This window comes from Curtobacterium sp. MCPF17_050 (assembly GCF_003224435.2).
Taxonomy (GTDB): Bacteria; Actinomycetota; Actinomycetes; order Actinomycetales; family Microbacteriaceae; genus Curtobacterium.
This window is the reverse complement of the sequence record NZ_CP126250.1, coordinates 624,288-642,380: the sequence shown is the minus strand read 5'-3', so window position 1 is coordinate 642,380 and position 18,093 is coordinate 624,288. Positions and strand designations below refer to the sequence as shown.

At 73.1% G+C, this 18,093-nt stretch carries 13 protein-coding genes; 6 read left to right on the top strand and 7 right to left on the bottom strand.

The features are described from left to right. Positions 1 to 37: 37 nt before the first annotated feature. Both DEJ34_RS03040 and DEJ34_RS03035 read right to left on the bottom strand, forming a co-directional pair. The gene (locus DEJ34_RS03040; RefSeq protein WP_110911395.1) at positions 38 to 3,091 is read right to left on the bottom strand and encodes an AAA family ATPase; all 3,054 of its coding nucleotides are present in this window, start codon (positions 3,089 to 3,091) and stop codon (positions 38 to 40) included. After that, a complete protein-coding gene (locus tag DEJ34_RS03035; RefSeq protein ID WP_110823525.1) occupies positions 3,091 to 4,260 on the bottom strand; it encodes an exonuclease SbcCD subunit D in 1,170 nt (389 codons plus the stop codon). The genes DEJ34_RS03040 and DEJ34_RS03035 overlap by 1 nt, the downstream gene beginning before the upstream one ends. Positions 4,261 to 4,371: 111 nt before the next feature. Here DEJ34_RS03035 and DEJ34_RS03030 point away from each other — a divergent pair, with 111 nt between their 5' ends. Further along, the gene (locus DEJ34_RS03030) at positions 4,372 to 4,884 is read left to right on the top strand and encodes a mycothiol transferase (RefSeq protein WP_110890716.1); all 513 of its coding nucleotides are present in this window, start codon (positions 4,372 to 4,374) and stop codon (positions 4,882 to 4,884) included. 98 nt (positions 4,885 to 4,982) lie between these two features. On the opposite strand, the gene DEJ34_RS03025 is transcribed toward DEJ34_RS03030, so the two are convergent. Both DEJ34_RS03025 and DEJ34_RS03020 read right to left on the bottom strand, forming a co-directional pair. Then, a complete protein-coding gene (locus tag DEJ34_RS03025) occupies positions 4,983 to 7,106 on the bottom strand; it encodes a DEAD/DEAH box helicase (RefSeq protein WP_110911394.1) in 2,124 nt (707 codons plus the stop codon). Positions 7,107 to 7,364: 258 nt separating this feature from the next. Next, positions 7,365 to 8,219: a polyphosphate kinase 2 family protein gene (locus tag DEJ34_RS03020; RefSeq protein WP_502864345.1), complete on the bottom strand. Its 855-nt coding sequence runs from the start codon at positions 8,217 to 8,219 to the stop codon at positions 7,365 to 7,367. A gap of 64 nt (positions 8,220 to 8,283) precedes the next feature. Here DEJ34_RS03020 and DEJ34_RS03015 point away from each other — a divergent pair, with 64 nt between their 5' ends. Both DEJ34_RS03015 and DEJ34_RS03010 read left to right on the top strand, forming a co-directional pair. After that, the gene (locus DEJ34_RS03015; RefSeq protein ID WP_110911392.1) at positions 8,284 to 9,291 is read left to right on the top strand and encodes an alpha/beta hydrolase; all 1,008 of its coding nucleotides are present in this window, start codon (positions 8,284 to 8,286) and stop codon (positions 9,289 to 9,291) included. 166 nt (positions 9,292 to 9,457) lie between these two features. Next, on the top strand, positions 9,458 to 9,715 hold the full coding sequence (locus DEJ34_RS03010) for a hypothetical protein (RefSeq protein ID WP_110911391.1): 258 nt from the start codon (positions 9,458 to 9,460) through the stop codon (positions 9,713 to 9,715). Between the two features lie 88 nt (positions 9,716 to 9,803). On the opposite strand, the gene DEJ34_RS03005 is transcribed toward DEJ34_RS03010, so the two are convergent. The 3 genes from DEJ34_RS03005 to yczR form a co-directional block, all read right to left on the bottom strand. Next, positions 9,804 to 13,214 (bottom strand): efflux RND transporter permease subunit, encoded by a 3,411-nt coding sequence (locus DEJ34_RS03005; protein WP_110911390.1) that lies wholly within the window; start codon positions 13,212 to 13,214, stop codon positions 9,804 to 9,806. A gap of 97 nt (positions 13,215 to 13,311) precedes the next feature. After that, positions 13,312 to 14,010, bottom strand: a complete 699-nt coding sequence (locus tag DEJ34_RS03000; RefSeq protein ID WP_110823519.1) for a DUF6518 family protein — start codon at positions 14,008 to 14,010, stop codon at positions 13,312 to 13,314. 202 nt (positions 14,011 to 14,212) lie between these two features. After that, complete coding sequence (gene yczR / locus DEJ34_RS02995) at positions 14,213 to 15,652, bottom strand: MocR-like transcription factor YczR (RefSeq protein WP_110890797.1); 1,440 nt, start codon at positions 15,650 to 15,652, stop codon at positions 14,213 to 14,215. A 61-nt stretch (positions 15,653 to 15,713) separates the two neighbouring features. Between yczR and yczE the strand changes: the two genes are divergently transcribed. From yczE to DEJ34_RS02980, 3 genes are all read left to right on the top strand, one after another. Further along, positions 15,714 to 16,379 carry a membrane protein YczE gene (gene yczE / locus DEJ34_RS02990; RefSeq protein ID WP_110911389.1) on the top strand — a complete coding sequence of 222 codons (666 nt, stop codon included), beginning with the start codon at positions 15,714 to 15,716 and terminating at the stop codon, positions 16,377 to 16,379. Between the two features lie 82 nt (positions 16,380 to 16,461). After that, on the top strand, positions 16,462 to 17,316 hold the full coding sequence (locus DEJ34_RS02985; RefSeq protein ID WP_110823517.1) for a DUF4097 family beta strand repeat-containing protein: 855 nt from the start codon (positions 16,462 to 16,464) through the stop codon (positions 17,314 to 17,316). Next, the gene (locus DEJ34_RS02980) at positions 17,313 to 17,906 is read left to right on the top strand and encodes a PadR family transcriptional regulator (protein ID WP_110890725.1); all 594 of its coding nucleotides are present in this window, start codon (positions 17,313 to 17,315) and stop codon (positions 17,904 to 17,906) included. Before DEJ34_RS02985 ends, DEJ34_RS02980 begins: the two co-directional genes overlap by 4 nt. Positions 17,907 to 18,093 lie beyond the last annotated feature (187 nt).

Sequence of the window (18,093 nt, the reverse complement as noted above, 5' to 3'; positions counted from 1 at the left end):
TGGCGCCGACCGGGTTGCCCGACGGGGGTCCGGCAGGTCAGACGGTGGTGGTGACGCGGGAGCCGCCTTCGGGCGTGCGTCGGACGGCGATCCGCTCGGGGATCCGCTGCTTGAGCTCCTCGACGTGGCTCACGATGCCGACCTGCCGTCCGCCCGCGGTCAGCCGTGACAGCTGTCCGATGACGTCGTCCAGGGTCTCCGGGTCGAGGGTTCCGAACCCCTCGTCGACGAACAGCGTGCCGAGCGACACCCCGCCCGCCTCCGCCTGCACGACGTCGGCGAGCCCGAGCGCCAGGCACAGCGAGAACGTGAAGGTCTCACCACCGGACAGGCTCCTCGGGTCCCGGGTGCTGTCCGTCAGGTGGTCGCGGACCGCCAGTGCCAGGCCGGTCCGCCGGGCTCGGGTTCCGGTCTCCCGTTCGTCCGACGTCTCGAGTGCGAACCGTCCGGCGAGCATCGCCCGCAGCCGGTCGTTGGCTGCTGCGACGACGTCCTCGAACCGCCGCATGAGCACGTAGGTCCCGAGCGTGATGCCGGTCGGGTTGGCGGTCGGTGCCGCGGTGGCGATGTCGGCGAGACGGACCACCGCGCGGCTCTCGGCGCTCGTGGTGTCCCGTGATCGGACCGCCCGTGCGAGGTCGGCGGCGCACCGCTCCGCAGCGGCGGCACGCTCGGCCGCGGCTGCTGCGGCTCGGGTGGCGTCGTCGAGGGCGGCGGCAGCGGCATCCCGGGCGCTCCGGGCGGCGTCGAGGTCGAGCACGACGCTGCCCTCGCCGTCCTCGCGCGCCGTCGTGGCCGCCAGGTCCTCCGCTGCGGCGACGACCGCCGGCTCCGCGAGTCCGGCCTCGACCACGGCCAGCTCCCGGTCCGCGGCGGCCACGAGCCCGCGGAGTCGATCCGCCTCGGTGCGGTCGAGGGCGGCGGCCCGTGCGGAGCCGACGTCGGTGAAGCCCTGCGCCTGGACGGCGGCGTCGACCTCGGCCTTGCGGTCGGCGACGTCCCGCTCGGCGGCGGTCACGCGGTCGTCCAGGTCCGCCACGGTACGGAGCACGGCGGCCACGGCCTCGACCCGTCCGACCAGGCCGGCCAGGGTCTCCTCGACGTCAGGGCCGATGGCGGTCCTCGCTTCCGACCCGGCACCTGCTGACTCGGCCTCGATGGCGACCGCGAGCACGGCCTGTCTCGCCGCCTGCACGCGCTGCTCGTCGTCGGCGATGCGAGCGCGGTCTCCGTCGACGCGGTCGGCGAGGACCCGACTGCGCGTGACGAGGTCGTTGTGGTCCTCCTCGAGCGACCGGGTCGCCCGGTCGTGCGCCTGCAACCGATGCTCGTGCTCCTCGACGGCGTCGGCCGCGGCACGGGCTGCGTCGAGGCGGGCCTCCGCCTCGCTGCGCTGCCGAGCCACGGACGCGTCGTCGTGGTCACCGACGGCCTCGGTGAGGCGGACGAGCTCGGCACTGGCGACGGCGTGCTCGGCCGTCGCGGCGGCGAGGGCGCGCTCGGCGTCAGCGCGGGACGCCGCGGCGCGGTCGATCTGGTCGGCGCTCGGGTGGTCCTCCTGCGGCTGCGCCACGGCCGGGTGCTCGACCGCACCGCAGACGGGGCAGGCGTCGCCCGGGGTCAGCGCCGCGCCGAGTTCACCGGCCAGGCCGGCGATGCGGCGAGCCCGGAGATCGTTCTCGACCGAGAGTGCGCCGGACGCGGTGGCGGCCGCCTCGGTGACGGCGGCTGCGGTGTGCGCTGCGGTGTCGGCAGCGGCGGCCCGTGCGGCGAGCAGACGCGCGAGTTCCTGTGCGGTCTCGACCGCGCGTGCAGCAGCATCGGCATCGGCCGCGGTGTCGGCTGCCTGGCTCGCCGCGAGGACGATCGCGGCGCGCTCGTCCGGTCGGGCAGCGAGCGCCTCGGCGGCGGTACCGATCCGGGTGCGCGTCCGTTCGAGCTCCTCGACCGCGGTCCCGACCGCGACCGTCCGGTCGGCGAGGGTCCGCTCGAGCTCGACGAGGTGCCGGACGTCGGCGAGGACCGCCGCGAGCCGCTCGTGGGTCGCCCGGGGTGCCGGATCGGTGACCTCGTGCCGGTCGCGGACCGTCGAGCGCTCGCCCACCAGCGCGGTGAGGCGGTCCTCCGCCGAGGCGGCGCCGTCCGCGACCGCCACGACCACGGCGGCGTGGTCCGCGAGGACGAGGGCGGTCCGGTGCTCGGCGACGGCCTGCGCTCCGGCGGCGACGGCATCCTGGCGGGCGAGCAGGTCACGGCGCCGGTCGACGGCCGCCTGGCGCGCGGTCAGGTCCTGCAGGTGGGCGACGGTGTGCTGTGCGGTGGCCGCGGCGCGTGCGCGGGCGTCCTCGTGCGCGGCCGCGGTCCGGTGCAGCACGGCCACGACGTCGCCGGCGGTCGACTCGTCGGCGTCGTCGTCCCCGGAGGCCTGGCTGAACCGGCCGAGCGCGTCGCGCACCCGGGCGTCCGCCGCCTCGACCTCGGCGACCGCAGCCCGTCGCCGTGCCGCGAGTTCGTCGGCCGTCCGGTCGTAGACCGCTGTCCCGAAGAGCGACTGCAGGAGCTTCCGACGGTCCTCACCGGGAGCGCGGAGGAACTTCGCGAACTCCCCCTGGGGCAGCACGACGGTCTGCAGGAACTGGTCGCGGTTCAGTCCGACGACGCGGGCGACCTCGGCGCCGATCTCCGGCGCCCGGTGGGACAGCGGTTCGCCGACCAGGTCCGACGGGTCGGCGAGTCGCCAGAGCTGCGCGGACGCCTGCTGCCGGATCGTGCCGCTCCCCCGTTGCTTCGGACGGTCGTAGGGCGGCGTGCGACGGACGCGGTACACGCCCGCACCCGTCTCGAACACCAGGTCCACGAAGGGCTCGACGGCGGGGTCGGCGTGCTGGCTGTGCAGTCGATCGGCACTGGCGTCACTGCCGGCGAGTCCGCCGAAGAGCGCGTACACGACCGCGTCGATGATCGTGGACTTCCCGGATCCGGTGGGACCCTCGAGCAGGAACACCCCGGACGCGGCGAGCGAGGCGAAGTCGATCGAGACGAGGTCCGGGTACGGGCCGACGGCGCGGAGGTCGAGGCGGTGCAGGTACATCAGCGTGCTCCCTGCTCGGCCAGGGCGGCCGCGGCGGACTCGTAGGCGTCCCGCAGGATCCCGAGCTCCACGTCGTCCGGACGGCCGCCGGTGGCGTAGGTGACGAAGTCCGCGGCGACCTCGACCGGGTCGGACGTCGCGCTGACGGCTCGCGCCGGTGTCCGGTCAGGGACGTCTGCGGGCTCGTGCGTGATGGCGAGGGCGTGCGGGAAGCGGTCCTTCACCCGGGCGTAGAGACGCTCCGGGTGCACGGTGTCCGTCACGGCGACCCGCACCCATGCGTCGGCGTGCTCCGCGAACACCCCGGACTCGATCTGGGCGATGCTGCCGCGCACGTCGACGAGCCGGCGCGGTACGGGCGTCGGGAGGAGGTCGACCGTCACGGCCCCGTCGGCCGCGAGCTCGACGAGCGTCACGGACTTGGTGTGGTTCCGCTCGCCGAACGAGAAGGCCAGGGGGGATCCGGCGTACCGGATGCGGTCGCCTGCACCGACGCGCTGCGGCCCGTGCAGGTGTCCGAGTGCGACGTAGTCGACGCCGTCGAAGGTGGACTCGGCGACCCGGTCGACGCCCCCGACGCGGATGTCCTGCTCGCTGTCGCTCGGCAGCGCGCCGCCGACGAAGGCGTGCGCGACGACCACCGACCGGGTGCCGGGGCGTTCCGCGAGGTCGCGCCGCACCCGGTCCATCGCCGCGCCGACGACGGCCTGGTGCGAGCGGGCGAGCGGCTCGTCGGGCACGGGCGCGAGCGCGTACCGAACCATGTCGGGCTGGAGGTAGGGGATGCCGTACACCGCGACCGGACCGCCGCCGTCGTCGGTGTCGACCAGCACCGGCTCCGCGAGCCGGGACGGCTCGGCGAGGATCCGGACCCGGTCGCTCATGACGCCCGCACCGAATCCGAGTCGGACCGCGGAGTCGTGGTTGCCCGGGGTCACGACGACGGTCGCCGTCTCCGCGAGGTGTTCGAGGACGTGGGAGAGCATGCGGACCGCCTCGACCGGCGGAATCGCCCGGTCGTAGACGTCCCCCGCGACCACCACGAGGTCGACCGACCGCTCGCGGACGACCTGCACGAGGTGGTCGAGGAACGCCGCCTGGTGCTCCAGCAGGTCCGCACCGAGGAGGGTGCGCCCGAGGTGCCAGTCGCCGGTGTGCAGGATCCGCATGTGAGCCACGGTAACGGCCGCCGGGGACATCCCGGACGCCCACGCTGGCCCTGTGGAGGACCGGACGACCGCGGGCACCGGTGGACGACCGGGCGGCGTACGGTCGGACACATGACCACTCCCGCCGAACTCCTCGTCGAAGCGTTCTCCCGCGTGCCCGAGACCGTCGGACGCGCCGTCGACGGCCTGTCGGAGGACCAGCTCGCGTCCCGACCGGCCGCCGGGGCGAACACGCTCGCCTGGCTCGCCTGGCACATCGCCCGCGGTCAGGACGCCCAGGTCGCCGCCCTCGCCGGTACCGAACAGGTGTGGACGGCGGACGGCTGGGTCGAACGCTTCGGTCTGCCCTTCCCCGCCGAGGCGCTCGGGTACGGCATGTCCCGCGACGACGTCGGTCGCGTCCGCGCGTCGGCGGCACTCCTCACCGGGTACCTCGACGCGGTGCACGCGCGCACGGTCGCGTACCTGCAGACGCTCTCGCCGGAGGACCTCGAGACCGTCGTCGACGACTCGTACGACCCGCCCGTGACCGTCGGTGTGCGGCTCGTGAGCATCCTCGACGACTGCGTCCAGCACGCCGGCCAGGCCGGCTACGCCCGGGGCGTCCTCTTCTTCAACCGCTGACGCGCTGCGTCGTCGCCCGCGTCGCGCTTCGCGCACGGACGACGGACGGGAGGCCCGGTACCAGCTGGTACCGGGCCTCCCGTGCGCGCGTGGTCGGGTCAGCGCGCGGCGAGCTCCGCGATGATGCGGTCGCCGGGGCCGCTCTCGACGAGGTCCGCCTCGATCTCCGCGTGCTCGAGGATGCCCTCGATCTTGCGGCGACGGCCGCGCGGGACGATCGTGACGACGGTGCCCTCCTTGCCGGCACGACCCGTACGGCCGGACCGGTGCATGTACGCCTTGTAGTCGTCCGGCGCGTCGGCCTGCACGACGAGCGAGATGTCGTCGACGTGGATGCCGCGGGCCGCCACGTCGGTGGCGACGAGCACGTTCACGCGGCCACTGGTGAGCAGCTGCAGGTTGCGGGTGCGTCGCGACTGGTTGAGGTCGCCGTGCAGCGAGGTCGCGCGGATGCCGGCGTCCTCGAACTGGTCGGCGAGACGCTCGGCGTAGGCGCGGGTCCGGGCGAAGACGATGGTCTTGCCCTCGCCGGCGACGAGCTCCTCGAGGACGCGGTCCTTGTCGCGCTGCTCGACCACGAGCACGCGGTGGTCGATGGTCGAGGACGCCTGGTCCTCACCCGCGACCTCGTGCACGCTCGGCTCGTGCAGGAACTCCTCCACGAGCGCCGCCACCTGGGTGTCGAGCGTCGCGCTGAACAGGAGCTTCTGCGCGCGGTTGCCCTGCGGGGTGACCTCGGCCGTCGCGGAGAGGATCTCCTGGACGGGCTCGAGGAACCCGAGGTCGCACATGTGGTCCGCCTCGTCGAGGACGGAGATGATGACCTCGCTGAGGTCGAGCGTCCCCTTCTTCATGAGGTCCTGGACACGGCCCGGGGTGCCGACGATGATGTCGACGCCACGCTGGAGGGCACCCTCCTGGCGGCCGTAGGGCACACCGCCGTAGATCTGCGTCGTGAACAGGCCGACCGACCGGGCGATCGGCTGCACCGTGCGGTCGATCTGCAGGGCGAGCTCGCGCGTCGGGGCGAGGATGAGCGCACGGGGGGCGCGGCCCATCTTGCGCTTCGTGCCGCCGCCGTGCTCCATGAGCTTCTCGACCAGCGGCGCACCGAACGCGATCGTCTTGCCCGACCCGGTGCGGCCTCGGCCGAGGACGTCCTTGCCGGCCAGGACGTCGGGGATCGTCGCCGCCTGGATCGGGAACGGGCTGCTCGCACCGAGTTCGGCCAGCGCGCGGGAGATGTTGCCGCCGATGCCGAGGTCGCCGAAGGTCACGCCCTCGACGTCCGCGGCCACGATCGACTCGGCCTGGAGCTTCTCGAGCTTGACGTCGTCGGCCGGGACGAAGTGGCCGCGGGGAGCGTCGTCACGACGCGGGGCGCGGTCGCGGTCGTCACGGTCGAAACGACGGGGCGCACGCTCATCGCTGTCACGACGCGGGGCGCGATCGTCACGGTCGAAGCGACGCGGAGCACGCTCATCGCTGTCACGACGCGGGGCGCGGTCGTTGCGGTCGAACGATCGCGGCGCACGGTCGTCACGGTCGAAGCGACGCGGAGCACGCTCGTCACGGTCGAAACGACGCGGAGCACGCTCGTCGCTGTCACGACGCGGCGCACGGTCGTCACGGTTGAAGCTGCGCGGCGCACGCTCGTCGCTGCCACGACGCGGAGCACGCTCGTCACGGTTGAAGCTGCGCGGCGCACGCTCGTCGCTGCCACGACGCGGCGCACGATCATCACGGTCGAAGCGACGCGGAGCACGCTCGTCGCTGTCACGGCGCGGCGCGCGGTCGTCACGGTTGAAGCTGCGCGGTGCGCGGTCATCGCGATCGAAGCGACGGGGGCCGTGGTCATCGGCGTCACGACGCGGAGCACGGTCGTCACGGTTGAAGCTGCGCGGGGCGCGGTCATCACGGTCGAACCGACGCGGCGCACGCTCGTCGCGGTCCGAACCGCGCGCGGGGCGGCCCGCACCGCGCGGCTCCCACGCAGGGCGGCTGCCGCGGCTGTCGCGCGGCTCCCAGTTCGGGCGCTCGCCCGAGGACGGACGGGAACGACGCTCGTCGGCGTCCCAGCGCTGCTTCTGGCGGGGAGCCGTCGGCTCGGCAGCGCGGAAGCCGCGGTGCTTGGCGCTGCGAGCGGCAGGGGTGCCGTTCGGGTGGCGCGTGCGGTCGGTGCGGTCGGCGCGGGAGTTCGCGCCCTTGTCGTACGGGGCCATGTGTTCTTTCCGGGGTGCAGACGTACCACGCAGCCCGGCAGCGACATCGGCGGGGGCGGCTCGTGGAGGGGGGTTCATCGCAACGTCGATCGACGCGATTCCAGCCCTCGAACTACACAACACCCAAACACGTCCGCGGCTCGCGGCCGCGGTGTCGAAGGCCGACCGATCGAGCATACGCGACCCGGCCCCGTCAGACCAGCCCCGTCGACCGGTGGGATCGGAGGCGGAGGTGGGACGGGCCTCCCGGCGGTTGGGTCAGGACTCGGCGAGCCGCTGGCGCTGCTCGGCCACGTCGAAGTCCGCCGCGGGCCACGAGAGGTGCATGTCCTCGAGGGCGCGCAGCAGGAGCTGCTGGACGGCGAGACGGGCGTACCACTTGCGGTTCGCCGGCACGACGTACCAGGGAGCCTCCGGTGTCGAGGTGCGGTCGAAGACCACCTGGTACGCGTCCTGGTAGTCGTCCCAGAGCAGGCGGTCGTCGATGTCGCCCGGGTTGAACTTCCAGTGCTTGTCCGGCCGGTCGAGGCGGTCGCCGAGTCGTTCGCGCTGCTCGTCCTTCGAGATGTGCAGCATCACCTTGACGACCGTCGTGCCCTGCTCGGTGAGCCGGCGCTCGAAGTCGACGATCGCGCCGTAGCGCCGTTCGATCTCGTCCGGTCCGGCGAACTGCCGGACACGCTGGACCAGCACGTCCTCGTAGTGGGAGCGGTCGAAGACGCCGAGCTGTCCCGCGTCCGGCAACTGCCGTTCGACGCGCCAGAGGAAGTCGTGCTCGCGCTCCTCAGCGGTGGGGGCCTTGAAACCCGCGTAGCGCACGCCGTTGGGGTCGACCGCGCCGACCACGTGGGACACGATGCCGCCCTTGCCCGCGGTGTCCATCGCCTGCAGGACGAGCAGCACGCGGCGCTGGTCCGCCGCCGTCGCCGCTGCCCAGAGCCGTTCCTGCAGGGCCGCCAACCGGGAGGCACCCGCGGCGAGCGCTTCGAGCCCGTCGATCTTGCGGCCGGGGAACCCCGGTGTCGCGTCCGGGTCGACGGTGTCGAGCCGGAACCCGGGGCCGACGCGGAGGAGCGACTCGGGGTCGGCGTTCCAGGACTTCTGACGGCTCACGGGTCCTCCTGTGGATCTCGTGCCCATCCTGGCACCCCCACCTGCCCATGTACCGTGGCTGGCGATGAAGTCCGGCCGCCGTACCCTGCTCGCGCTCGTCGCCGCGGCCGCGGTCGTCGGCGCAGCGGCGTCGTGCACCGTCGACGGGACCGGGGACGGGAACAGCACCGTCACCGCCGACCCCGTCATCTACCCGCTGTCGCTGGAGTACCACGGCATCGACGTCGTGCCGGACGTGCCGTACGGGCAGGATCCCCTGCAGCAGCTCGACGTGTGCCTGCCGGCCGACAGTCCGCCCGAGAGCACCTCGACGCCCACCCCGACGCCGACCGCCCGGGCCGCCGAGGAGCCGGACCGCGTTGAGGTCGGTTCCCGCCCTGCCGTGATGATGATCCACGGCGGCAGCTGGTCCCACGGCGACAAGGCCACGGCGGCGTACCGGTCGGTCTGTCAGTTCCTGGCGTCCGAGGGGTTCGTGACGTTCAACGTCGACTACCGCCTCGCGCCGACCGACCCGTTCCCGGCCGGGCTCGACGACGTCCGCCGCGCGCTCGACTTCGTCTTCCGGCCGTCCACCCTGCAGACGTACGACGTCGACCCTGACCGGGTCGGGGTGTTCGGCGGCAGCGCCGGTGGCAACCTCGCAGCGCTCCTGGCCGTCGAGGACCACGAGTCGAGCGCCCACGCCGACGGCTTCCGCATCCGGGCGGTCGTCGACCTGAGCGGGCCGACCGACCTCACGGTCCGGTCCACCGGTGCTGAGGGGGTCGCTGCCTCGTTCCAGCGGAAGCAGTTGCTGTACCTCGGGTGCGAGTCGTACCGGTCGTGCCCGGCGGCCGGACGAGCGTCGCCGATGTACCAGGTGACGCAGGAAACCGCGCCGTTCTTCATCGGGCACTCCACCGACGAGTTCATCCCGCTGTGGGAGTCGCAGCGCTTCGCGACGACCCTGCGCGACCACGGCGTCCCGGTGACGTTCGTCGCCGTGCAGGGGTCGGCGCACTCGATCGCGCAGCTCGACCGGGCGATGAGCCGCCGGGTGACGGCGTTCCTGCGCGACAACCTGGGCTGACGCTGACGCTGACGCTGACACTGACGCCGACGCTGACGCCGACGCCGACGCCGTCCTGCCCCGCTGACCGTTCCCCGGGGTGCCGTGCTCCGGGGTGACGTGCCCCGCACGGGTGGCACCCGGAGCGGGACTGTCGAGGATGTCGACGGATCGTCAGGCTTGCCGGGTGACGCACCCTTCGATCTCCGCCCCGACCCCCTCCGCCGTGCGTGCCCGCACCGGAAGCTGGACGTCGGTCCGCACCGCCGCGGAACTCCTGCTGGGGCTCTCCTTCTTCGTCACGGTGGCGTCCGGTTGGGACGGCGCCGCCGTCGGGCAGGCAACCGTGGTCACACCCGTCGCGGCGGTCGTGTTCCTCGTCACCGTGACGTGCGTGCTGGTGTCCTGGTTCCGCGAGCTCGACCAGGACTCCGACGGCCGCTGACCCCGTCTGCGTGCCGTCGGCCGCACGGTCGCACGACCCGATGCATGCAGGGGCACGCCGCCGCATGAGCGGCGACGCGCCCCGCTGATCACGCCTCGGCGCGAGCCGCCTTCCGCTGCGCCCGACGCTCACGAGCACCCTCGACCAGGGCGTACAACGCCGGCAGCACGACGAGCGTCAGCAGCGTCGACGACACCAGGCCGCCGATCACGACGAGGGCCAGCGGCTGGGAGATGAACCCCGACTTGCCCGTGAGCCCGATCGCCATCGGCAGCAGCGCGAAGATCGTCGCCAGCGCGGTCATCAGGATCGGTCGGAGGCGTCGGGTCGCGCCCTCGAGCAACGCCTCCCGGACTGGCAGGCCTCGTCGCCGGTACTGGTTCACCAGGTCGATGAGGACGATCGCATTCGTCACGACGATGCCGACGAGCATGAGCAGCCCGATGAGCGACGCGACACCGATCGGGACGCCCGAGATGACCTGCAGCAGGATCGCACCGGTCGCGGCGAACGGCACCGAGACCAGGAGCATGAGCGGCTGGAGCAGGCTCCGGAACGTGGCGACCATGATCACGTAGACGATCAGCACGGCGACCACGACGGCGAGGCCGAGCTGCGAGAACGCCGACGACTGGCTCGCGGCGACACCGCCGATGGAGGCGCTCGCCCCGCGCGGCAGGTCGAGTTCGTCGACCGCCGCGGTGACGGACTGCACGGCCGCCCCGAGGTTCGTCGCGTCCGGTGTGACGGTGATCGTGGCGGTCCGGGCGGCGTTCGTCGTCGTGACCGTCGTGGGCCCCTCGGACTGCTCGACCGTCGCGACGTCCGTCAGCGGCACGGTGCCGGTGCTCGTCGGCACGTCGAGTGAGCGCAGTGCCGCGACGGTCGTCGGCGGGTCCGGGTTCGCGATGTACACGTCGAGCGTGGCGTCGTCGATCTCGATGCTGCCGGTGTCACGTGGCGACACCGCGGCGGCCACGAGTCCACCGACCTGGGTCTCGGTGAGTCCGAGGTCGGCGGCCTTCGCCCGGTCCACCCGGACGGCGAGGAAGGGCTCCGCCGCGGACAGGTTGCTCGTCGCGCCGGTGGTGCCCTCGACCGAACGCATGGTCGCGAGGACCTTGCGTGAGGCGGTCTCGAGCTGCGCCTGCGTCGGGGCGGTGACGTCCACCTCGATGTCGCTGCTGCCGCCGAACCCACCACCGGACGAGGCGATGGTGATCTCGCCCACGCCGTCGATGGCGTCGAGCCGCTTCCGGGCGTCGGCCTGGATCGTCGGCTGGTCGGCTTCCGCGTCAGTGGTGACCGCGTACTGCACGGAAGCCGATCCGCCGCCGCCGAACGCGGCCTGGATGGACTGCCCGCTCGTGCCGATGGTGGTCTGGACGGTCTCGACGCCGCGGACGTCCTGCAGTTCCCGCTCCACCTGTCGTGCGGAGTCGGACTGGACGTCGAGGCTCGAACCGGCCTTCAGGTCCTGGGTCACGGTGAAGGTGTTCTGCCCGGAGTCCCCGAGGTAGTTCGTGGTGACCAACGGCAGCGCGGCGGCCGTGCCACCCAGGACGACGACGGCGAGCAGGACCACGACGACCGGCGCCCGGACGGCCCAGCGGAGCACCGGGAGGTACACGCGACGGAGACGGTCCGAGGTGCCGGCGTCGTGCAGGTCCGCGGCGGACGCGAGCGCGGCCTCGGACGTCGGACGGACGGCGGGCTCGTCCGCGCGCCCCACGGCGTGCGCGGTCTGCTCGTCCCGCTCAGCTGTGGCCCGCTCCGCTGTGGCCTGCTCCACTGTGGCCTGCTCCACTGTGGCCTGCTCCACTGTGGCCTGCTCCACTGTGGCCTGCTTCGCCTTCTTCGGGCGCAGCCACCAGTACGCGAGCACCGGGACGATCGTGAGCGACACGAGCAGCGAGGCCACGAGCGCCAGGGTGACGGTCACCGCGAACGGCCGGAAGAGCTCCCCGACGAGTTCCGCGACGAAGGCCACGGGGAGGAACACCGCGACGGTCGTGAGCGTCGACGCGGTGACGGCGCCGGCGACCTCGCGGACGGCGTCGAGCACGGCCTGCGCTCGGTCGACGCCGGGGCGCATGTGCCGCTTGATGTTCTCGATGACGACGATGGAGTCGTCGACCACGCGGCCGATCGCGATGGTGAGCGCGGCCAGCGTGATGATGTTGAGCGAGTAGCCCGCTGCCTGCATGCCGATCGCCGCGAGGAGCACCGACGTCGGGATCGAGACCGCCGTCACGAGGGTGGACCGCACCGAGAGCAGGAACACCAGGATGACGACGACCGCGAAGGCCAGGCCGAGCAGTCCCTCCTCGGCCAGGGAGTCGATCGACTGCTGGATGTAGGGCGCCTGGTCGAAGACGACGGTGAAGCGCGGGTCGCCCTCGATCTTGGCCTCGATGCCGGGCAGCGCGTCGCCGACGACGGTCGACACGTCGACGGTGTTGGCCTCCTGCGTCTTCGTGATCGAGATCGTCAGGGCCTGCTCGCCGTCGACGCGGCTGATCGACGTCCGCGGCGACTCCTTGATCGCGACCTCGGCGACGTCGCCGAGGGTGGTGTCGGTCGGGGTGGCGGCAGGGGTCGCGGCCGCGTCGGTGGGTGCGGCGTCGGTCGCGCCACCGGTCGTCGTTCCACCCGGGGTCGTCGCACCGGCAGCGGGCCCACCGGCGGCGGGTGCACCGGCGCCGGGTGCGCCGGTCGTGTCGGTCGACGTGGTGTCCGCCGCGTCCGATCCGCCCGAGCCGGACGAGTTGGTGAGGGGCAGCGCGCGGATGTCCTCGAGCGACGCGATCCGCTCACCGGTCTGCACCGAGAGGGTCGACCCGTCCTCGGTGATCGTGCCACCCGGGATCAGCGTGCCGTTGTCGTCGAGGGCGTCCGAGATCGCCGTCTGGCTGAGCCCCCGGGCCGCGAGCTCGTCCTCGTCCGGTGTGATGACGACGCGACGCCCGGGGTTGCCGAACACGTCGGCCTGCCGGACCCCGTCGAGCTTCTCGAGGTCGGGGATCGCGGTCGCCTGCAGCCGGTCGACCAGCTCCTCCTGGTTGCCGGACGACGAGACCGCGACCTGCAGCACCGGCAGGTCGTCGAAGGACCCGGTGACGATCTGCGTCTGTACGGAGTCGGGGAGCGAGAGGGCGTTGACCGCGGTCTGGATCTTGTCCTCGGCGCTGGCCAGGTTCGAGCCGTAGTCGAACGAGGCGGAGACGACGCTCTGCCCGGTGGACGACGTCGCACTCGTCGACTCGAGGTCGGGCACGACCTGGATCGCCTGCTCGATCTTCGTCGAGACGTCGTTCGACACGACCTCCGGCGTGGCCCCCGGGTAGGCGCTGACGATGGCGACCTGCGGGAACTCGACGCTCGGGATGAGTTCCTGCTTGAGGCTCGACAGGGCGACGCCACCGAAGACGGCCACCACGATCGTCACGAGGGCGATGAGGGCGCGGTTCCGGAGACTGAAGACGGAGAGGAGGTGCACGCCCTGATCCTCGCAGCCCGGTCCTGCATCCACCCAGCCGAAGTGCATCCTGGGGATGAACGTGCAGGTACCCGGACGTGTGGCGGGGACCTCCCGGTCAGGCGGCGCCGAGCAGGGAGTACACGGCGAGCACGCCGACCGAGCCGACGACGCCGACCCCGAGCGCGACCGCACGGCCGATCGGCGACCGGGCCAGGGCGATGCCGGCGACGAGGACGCCGACCCCGACCACGATCTGGACGACCCACGTGGCGGTCCCCGTGGTCGCGGCGACCTGCAGCAGGGCGCGGGCGCCCTCGCCGATGAGGACCGCAGCGGTCACACCGGCGGCGGCACCCCGCCAGCGGCCGTCCGGAGACCGGAGCGCGACGGCGACGGCACCGGCGAGCAGCCCGGCGGGCAGTGCCATCACGACCCAGAAGTTGGTGATCGACAGCGAGTCCGGGTAGCCGCGGAGGTTCGTCGTCGCCCAGTAGCCGATGTGCATGAGCTCGAGCAGCACGACGCCGAGCGCCATCGCGAGCGCGGTCCGCAGCCGCGGTCGGACACTCCCCCGAGCGACCCCGGCGGCGAGCACGAGCAGCACGGCGACGACGAACCACGGCCCGGCCGCGTTGGAGATGGACGCCAGCCCGGGCACCGCCTGCCCGAAGCTCGTCGCGACGCCGGCGAGCACGGCCCCGGTCACCGCCATGGTGAGTCGGGCGACCGGCGGCACGGCACTGCCGCTCGGGTGCCCGGGAGCGGTCGGCGACGCGGCCCGGGCGACACCGGGAGAGGACAGGGTGCTGTTCATGGTCTCGATGCTGGCGTGCCCGTCCGCTCGTCACATCACCCGGGAGGGGCATGGGCATCCTCCGCAGGAGTGACGCGGCCGACCGCGGACCACGGACGCGGACGTCCGTGCACCACGGACGCGGCCGACCGCACCCCGCAGACCACAGACCACGGACCACAGACCACAGACCACAGACCACCGACCACAGACGCGTGCGTCCTCAGACCACCGCCGCCGACGACCCCCGCGCGCCCACGGTCGCCCCGCCCACCCGTGCCCAGGACCGCGCGAGGGCGTCGACCACGCGCTCCCGTTCCTCCGCGGTCAGGGTGAACGGCACGCGGAGCGACCGCTCGAACCCGCCGTCCGGTCCGAACACGCCCCCGGACGCGAGCACGACCCCCTCGGACCGCGCCGCGAGGACCAGCGCGGTCGACACCGGACGCCCGAGCCCCACCCACGTGGTCAACCCGCCGGCCGGCGACGGGACGTCCCACTCCGGCAGCCGTTCCCGCAACGCGGCGACGAGGCCGTCGCGACCCGCGCGCAGGGCCGGACGCCGGGCCTCCAGGACGGCCGCCGTCTGCGGGACCAGTTCGCGCGCGACGAGTTGGTCCAGCGTCGGCGTCCCGAGGTCGCCCGTCGGCCGCGCGAGGAGCAGGCGGTGCAGGAGCTCCGGAGCAGCCCGGATCCAGCCGATCCGCAGCCCGCCCCAGAACACCTTGTCCGCCGAACCGACCATCACGACCTCACCCGGCGCCCCGGCGGCCAGCGGGGGCGCGGACGGGCCGTCGATGCGGAGCTCCCCCATCGTCTCGTCGGCCACGACGACGGTGCCGACGGCCGCGGCGGCCTCGAGCAGGACGCTCCGCGTGGACGTCGGCATGGTCGCGCCCGTCGGGTTGTGCAGCTCGGGCATGACGTAGGCCATCGTCGGCGCCGAGCGGCGCAGGGTCGCGTCGAGCACGCCCTCGTCCCACCCGCCGCGTGGGTCGACGGGGACCGACACCAGCCGACCACCGGCAGCGCGGAGGGCCTCGTGCGCGTGCGGGTAGGTCGGCGACTCGACGAGCACCGGGTCACCGCGCCCGACGAGCACCCGCGCCAGCAGCGCGATCGCGTGTTGGGCGCCGACGGTGACGATCACCTCGGAGGGCGAGGTCGGCAGCCCCCGGGCCGTGTACCGCTCCGCGATCGCCGCGCGGAGGCCCGGGTCCCCGACGGTGTCGAACCCGATCCCGGCGAGCGCCGCCGGCAGGTGCCGCATCGCGCGTTCGACGGCCTCGGCCACGACCGGGGCGCTCCGCAGGGCGGCCTTCCGCAGGTCGAGCACGTCCGCGGGCACGACGCCGCCGAACTCCTCGGGGTCCGGGCGCCCCTCGAGCGGCAGGCGGACGACGCTGCCCGACCCGCGGAGGGACGTCAGGAAGCCGTCGACGCGGAGTCGTGCGTACGCGTTCGCGACGGTGGTGCGGGAGACGCCGAGTGCGGCCGCGAGCCCGCGTTCGGCGGGCAGGCGAGCGCCGTGCGGGATGCGCCCGTCGATGACGAGGACCCGCACGGCGTCGGCGAGCGCCTCGTACGCCGGGGCGTCGGAGCCGGCACGCCAGTGCGTCAGGAGTACGGCGGCGGAGCGGGCACTGAGGAGGACGGGGGTCACGGGGTCCACAGTAGGACGATTGGCTCTCGACCAGCAGGCCAATCTGTTCCAAGCTCGAACCGTGCCCCGCTCCTCCACCGTGTCCCTCCGTCTCGTCCAACTCCTCGTCGGCCTGTTCCTCTACGGCGCCTCGGTCGCACTGCAGGTCCGCGCGGTCGTCGGCGTCTCGTCGTGGACCGTCCTCACGCAGGGCCTGGAGAACGTCCTGCCGTGGTCGTTCGGCGTCATCACGGTCGTGTCCAGCCTGGTGATCCTGCTGTTCTGGATCCCGCTCCGGCAACGACCGGGGATCGGCACGCTGCTCAACGCCCTCGCGATCGGTCCGGCGGCCGATCTGGTCCTCTGGCTGGTCCCCGAACCGGCCGGTCTGGTCGGTCGCGTGCTGCTGTTCGTCGGGAGCATCGCCCTGCTCGCGGTCGCGACGGCGTGCTACATCGGCGCGGGCTTCGGCACCGGCGCGCGGGACGGCCTGATGGTCGGGCTGCACGAACGGTTCGGCTGGCCGGTGTGGGTGGCGCGCACGGTCGTGGAGGTCACGGTCGTCATCGTCGGCTGGCTGCTCGGCGGGGACGTCGGCGTCGGCACGGTGGTCGCCGCGTTCGCGATCGGTCCGCTGGTCCAGCCGCTCATGCCGCTGTTCCGCCGGTTCCCGTGGAGCCCCGGCCGGGAGGCCGGACCCGCTCCCGCCCTGCTGGTCGCTGACCGTCTGCCCGACGTCTCGATCTGACCCTGGCGTCCGCACAGGACGCGATGTATCGTGTTCCGAAAGACGCGATACATCGCGTTCCGTCCGACACCGAGGAGCAGTCATGGCACAGGAGAAATGGCTCGTCGACGAGCCGAAGGTCATCGACACCGGGATCGTCCGCGCACTGCGGGTGGGCCTGGTCGGCGGGCAGGTGGACGTCGTCACGCACGACGAGCCGACCGCGCGCGTGGAGATCCACCAGGTCTCCGGCAAGCCCATCAAGGTGGAGATCGAGGGCGACACCCTGACGGTCGACCACCCCCAGATGCGCTGGGACGACCCCCTCGGCTTCCTCAAGTCCTTCCGCGGCGGCGGCGCCCGCGCGGACGTCAGCATCCTCGTGCCACGGGACGTCACGGTCACGCTCGGGGTCGTCTCCGCCGGCGTCCTGCTCTCCGGCACCGAGCGCGGCGCGGTGCTCAACAGCGTCTCCGGGGACGTCGTCGTCGACGCGGTCATCGGTGACGTCCAGGTCCACGCGGTCTCCGGCACGACCACGATCCGCGACCAGGTCGGCACCGTCACGCTCCGGACGGTCTCGGGCGACGTCGTCGCCACCGGCGAGATCCGTCGGTTCTCGGCCGACGCCGTCTCGTCCGCCGTGGTGCTCGACCTGCACGGCACCCCGGACAGCGTGAAGGTGAACACCGTCTCCGGCCCGGTCGACGTCCGACTCGAGCACGGCACGGCCTACACGAGCACCATCACCACCGCCACCGGCCGCCTGCAGTTCGACGACGCCGAGCTCCGCGGCACCCGCGGCACGTATACCCGGACCGACGGGGAGCTCTCCGGCTCGTACGTCGACATCCGGGTGAACTCCGTCTCCGGCGACGTCGCGATCGTGCACGGCCCGGCACCCGTCCCGGCCGCCGACACCACCCCGACCGCCGACGAGCAGGGCGGTGTCGCATGAGCCCCGTCTTCGCGCACGGACACCTGCGCCTGTACCTGCTCGTCCTGCTCGCCGACCACCCGATGCACGGCTACGAGGTCATCACCGCGCTCGGCGACCGCTTCGGCGGCACCTACGTCCCGAGTGCCGGCACCGTGTACCCGCGGCTCGCCAAGCTCGAGGAGGACGGCCTGGTCACGAAGACCTCCGACGGCCGGAAGACCGTCTACGCGATCACCGAGGCCGGTCGCGCCGAGCTCGACGCCCGAGCCGACGAGGTCGCCCAGCTCGAGAACGGTGTCGCGGACAGCGTGAAGTCGCTCGCCGACGGCGTCCGCGCGTCGGTCGGCGCCGCGATGGAGTCGCTCCGTGCCGACCTCGCCGCCGCGCAGCACAGCGGCCCGACGGGGACCCCGGGTGCCGCCGGCGCCGAGCCGGCACCGGTCACGGGGTCCGGCGGCCGGACCCTCCGCGACGCCGAGATGGCGGTCGCCGTGTTCCGGCAGCAGCTCCGTGCCGACCTGCGTCGCCGCGCAGCCCGCGGCACGCTCGACGACGCTGCGGTCCAGCGCCTCCGTGACGGCCTGGAGGCCCTGCGCGGGTCGTTCTGACGCGACCGGACACCAGGACGACCGGTCCGGCGGGGCGGACGCGGTCCGGGCCTCCCGGCCGTCACCGGAGCACCGACCGTCGAACCTGTCCGTTCCTTCAGAGAAGGACAGGAGAACCCCTCCGATCCGCGACGATCCGCGGATCGGAGGGGTTCTCCGCGTCCCGTCCGGTCGTGGGGGAATACGG